At 64.6% G+C, this 3,915-nt stretch carries 3 protein-coding genes and 1 pseudogene; 2 read left to right on the top strand and 2 right to left on the bottom strand.

Translation table 11 applies throughout. The features are described from left to right. The coding region (locus PHD22_RS16630) for an NTP transferase domain-containing protein (protein WP_299869483.1) at positions 1 to 185 on the bottom strand (185 nt) is incomplete at its 3' end. A 215-nt stretch (positions 186 to 400) separates the two neighbouring features. Here PHD22_RS16630 and PHD22_RS16625 point away from each other — a divergent pair. Both PHD22_RS16625 and PHD22_RS16620 read left to right on the top strand, forming a co-directional pair. Then, entirely contained in the window at positions 401 to 1,813 is a 1,413-nt protein-coding gene (locus tag PHD22_RS16625) for a bifunctional enoyl-CoA hydratase/phosphate acetyltransferase (protein ID WP_299869481.1), read from the top strand. After that, positions 1,810 to 3,009, top strand: a complete 1,200-nt coding sequence (locus tag PHD22_RS16620) for an acetate/propionate family kinase (RefSeq protein WP_299869478.1) — start codon at positions 1,810 to 1,812, stop codon at positions 3,007 to 3,009. Before PHD22_RS16625 ends, PHD22_RS16620 begins: the two co-directional genes overlap by 4 nt. 109 nt (positions 3,010 to 3,118) lie before the next feature. Here PHD22_RS16620 and PHD22_RS16615 read toward each other — a convergent pair. After that, positions 3,119 to 3,915 (bottom strand): annotated as a pseudogene (locus tag PHD22_RS16615) (type I restriction endonuclease subunit R); the annotation flags it as partial.

Raw genomic sequence — 3,915 nt, 5'->3', positions numbered from 1 at the left:
TCCAGGGCGTCGCGCACCACTTCGCCGCCGTGGCCATACACCACCACGATGCGCCGGGCGGCCAGCGCGCGGGCGGTGTCGAGCACATGGGCCAGCAGGGGCTTGGCCGCCAGGGGTTGCAGGACTTTGGGCAGGACCGAACGCATGCGTTTGCCTTGGCCGGCGGCGAGGACGATGACTTCCATGGAACCCCTTCAGTGGATGGTGAATTCAAGTGCCATGAATTCTAACATGGGCAAAATGGAGGCTCTCGCGGCACATTTCTCGCGGGACTGCCCATGGCACACGCCGCCGCCCACGGAACGATTGACGCAATGCAACAGTCCCTTGATGTAATCCCGATGCTGTCTCGATGGCATTCTGTAGAATCAACATGCTGCATAGCAAAACAGGACACTCCATGCATACCGAACCTCGCGACTTCATCCAGAACCGCACCTTCGACGAGATCGCCGTCGGCGATACGGCTCATCTGGTCCGTACCCTGCGCCCCGAAGACATTCATCTATTCGCGGTGATGTCCGGGGACATGAATCCCACCCACGTGGACCCTGAGTTCGCCCGCTCCAGCCAGTTCAGGGAAGTGGTCGGTCATTCCATGTGGGGCAGCGTGCTGATCTCCTCCATCCTGGGCACCGAGTTTCCCGGCCCCGGCACCGTGTATGTCGGCCAGACCCTCAAGTTCTGGCGGCCGATCACCATCGGTGACACGCTGACCATCACCATCACCTGTACCCATCGTTTCGAGCACAACCATCACCTGCTGCTGGACTGCCTGTGTGTGAACCAGGACGGTCTGAAGGTGATCGACGGCACCGCCGAAGTCATGGCCCCCACTGAAAAGGTCAAGCGCCCACGCATGGCCCTGCCGGGGATCACCATCTCCGACCGCCAGCAGCGCTACCTGCACGTGCTGGAGATGACCAAGGGCATGGAGCCCATTCCGATTGCCGTGGCCCACCCCTGCGACACCGAATCCCTGCGCGGCCCGATCCAGGCGCGGGACGCCGGCCTGGTGATCCCGGTCCTGGTCGGACCGGAAAGCAAGATCCGCGAAGTGGCCGAACGGGAAGGCATCGACCTGCGCGGCGTGCGCATCATTGATGTACCCCACAGCCACGCCTCGGCGGAAACCGCCGTGCGCCTGGCTCGGGAAGGGGAAGTGGAAGCGCTCATGATGGGCTCCCTCCACACCGACGAGCTGATGAGCGAAGTGGTCTCCAAGTCCACCGGCCTGCGCACGGCCCGTCGCCTGTCCCACGTGTTCATGGCCGACGTGCCCACCTACCCTCACCCGCTGCTGATCACCGACGCGGCGATCAACATCGAGCCGTCCCTGGCCGACAAGGTGGACATCGTCCAGAACGCCATCGAGCTGGCCATCATGATGGGCGTACCGGAACCCAAGGTCGCCATCCTGTCCGCCGTTGAAACCGTCAACGAAAAAATCCGCTCCACCCTCGATGCTGCCGCCCTGTGCAAGATGGCCGACCGGGGACAGATCCGCGGCGGCCTCCTGGACGGCCCCCTCGCCTTCGACAACGCCGTCTCCCTGGTGGCCGCCAAGACCAAGGGCATCCGCTCCGCCGTCGCCGGCCAGGCCGACATCCTGGTCGTCCCAGACCTGGAGTCCGGCAACATGGTCGCCAAGCAGCTGGAATACCTGGCCGACGCCCTGATGGCCGGTGTGGTCCTGGGCGCCCGCGTGCCCATTGTGCTCACCAGCCGCGCCGACACCGCCGAAACCCGCTCCGCCTCCTGTGCCATTGCCCAGCTGATGGCCCACAAACGTCGCCAAGGAATCCGTGTATGAAAGCCATCCTGATCCTCAACGCGGGCTCGTCCAGCCTCAAGTTCGCCCTCTTCCCCATGACCCCCCGGCTGGCCGATACGGCCCGCCTGTCCGGTCAGGTGGAAGGCATCGGTGCCGAGCCCCTCATGCACGCCAAGGACAGCAATACCGGCGAGCGCTTCACCGAAGCCCTGAGCGTCCCCGAAGGCACCGACCAGAACGGCCAGCACCGGCTCTCCCTGGAGTTCATCTTCAGCTGGATCCAGCGCCACAGCCCCGGCGTGGACATCATCGCCGCCGGCCACCGCATCGTGCACGGGGGGGACCACTACGGCGCCCCGGTGATCCTGAGCGAACAGGTGGTCGGTGAGCTCGACACCCTGGTCCCGCTGGCCCCGCTGCACCAGCCCCACAACCTGCGCGCCATCAAGTCCCTGTTCACGCTGATGCCGGAGGTGAAACAGGTGGGCTGCTTCGACACCGCCTTCCACCGCACCCGTCACCCGGTGGCTGCCCACTTCCCCATCCCCCGCGCCCTGACCAACGAAGGCATCAAGCGCTACGGCTTCCACGGTCTCTCCTACGAGTTCGTGTCCCGCCAGTTGCCCGACCTGCTGGGAGAAGAGAAGGCCCGTGGCCCCATCGTGGTGGCCCACCTGGGCAACGGCGCCAGCATGTGCGCCCTGCGCGACGGCCAGTCCCGGGACACCAGCATGGGCTTCACCGCCGTGGACGGCCTGATGATGGGCACCCGTACCGGCGCCCTCGATCCCGGCGTGATCCTGCACCTGGTGGAACAGAAGGGCATGGACGCCAAGGCCCTGACCAATCTCCTCTACAAGCAGTCCGGCCTGCTGGGCGTCTCGGGCATCAGCCAGGACATGCGTGCCCTGCTCGAGTCCGACGAAGCCTCGGCCAGGGAAGCCATCGAGCTGTTCTGCTATCGCGCCGCCTGCATGATCGGTCAACTCACCATGGCCGCCGGCGGCCTGGATGCCCTGGTCTTCACCGGCGGGATCGGCGAACACGCCGCCCCCATCCGCGCCCGCATCGCCGAATGGCTCGGCTGGACCGGCCTCGCCCTCTACCCCGCCGCCAACCAGCGCCACGCCACCCGCATCCACACCAGGGACAGCAAGGTGGAAGTGCTGGTGGTACCCACCAACGAGGAATGGATGATCGCCCACCACACGGTCAACCTGCTCGGCCTGGGCTGATCCCTCCCCATCCCCCCGGCAGCCGCATGCATGCAGAGCGCTTGCCCGGGGGACTCACCAACGGCGGAGCCCCCCGCTTCCGTTCAAGCCCCTGCCCCGCTCCACGCACTCACAGTCGCTGTGCGGATCTTGCCCGCAAGGCCTCATACAACTGAGCGGGCCCCAGCAGCGTATCTTTCAAACCCTCCTGAATCTTCTGGGAATTCAAGGCCTGGCTGCTCATGCCTGTGTGGGCGTCCAGCGCATCCATGATGGCGAAGACGATGGCCTGGGACAGGTCCGGTGAGTTGGCAAACTGCTCCTTGGTGTTGTTCGCGGCTTGCTGCACCAGGGTCTCGTTTTCCAGCAGCTTGCCCTTGAGCACGCCGTTCACATAGACCAGCTGATCGTTGTCGGAGAGCTCGCCTTCGAACAGGCCATTCACCTTCTGGATGATCTCTTCCAGGAAGGCTTTTTCCTTGTCGTGCAGGCTGCCGCTGCCAGTCTCCGTCATCGGGGCCAGCTTCGGGCTGTCGCCGCCTTTCAGGTTCAGGGGCTGCTGGCCCTTGTTCTTCAGGGTGTGGTGGGTCAGCACTACCTTGGAGAGATCCACCGTGTCCCGTTCGCGGCCGAAGTCCAGCAAGGGCATGAGCCGTTTGTAGAAGAGGAAGCGCTTTTCGATGTCGGTGTTGCCGTAATCAAAAATCTGCGAGAGGAAGGCATACAGCCGGTTGAACGCACCCATGTCCCGCTTGAACAGGATCAGCACCTCCATTGCATCCTTGGCGGCCTTTGCGCCCTCCTCGTCCTTGTGGGCGTCGGCGTTGTGCTTGTCGGCCTGAAGGGCCTTGTAGCGCTTCAGCAGCCGGTCGGCCACTGGCGAGATGGCGGCGTCGAGTTGCTTTTGGGTACCCTTGGGGTCGGTTT

Origin of the sequence: Zoogloea sp. (assembly GCF_028693495.1) — a bacterium.
In the GTDB taxonomy this organism is placed as follows: Bacteria; Pseudomonadota; Gammaproteobacteria; order Burkholderiales; family Rhodocyclaceae; genus Zoogloea.
This window is presented reverse-complemented; position numbering and strand designations above follow the sequence as displayed.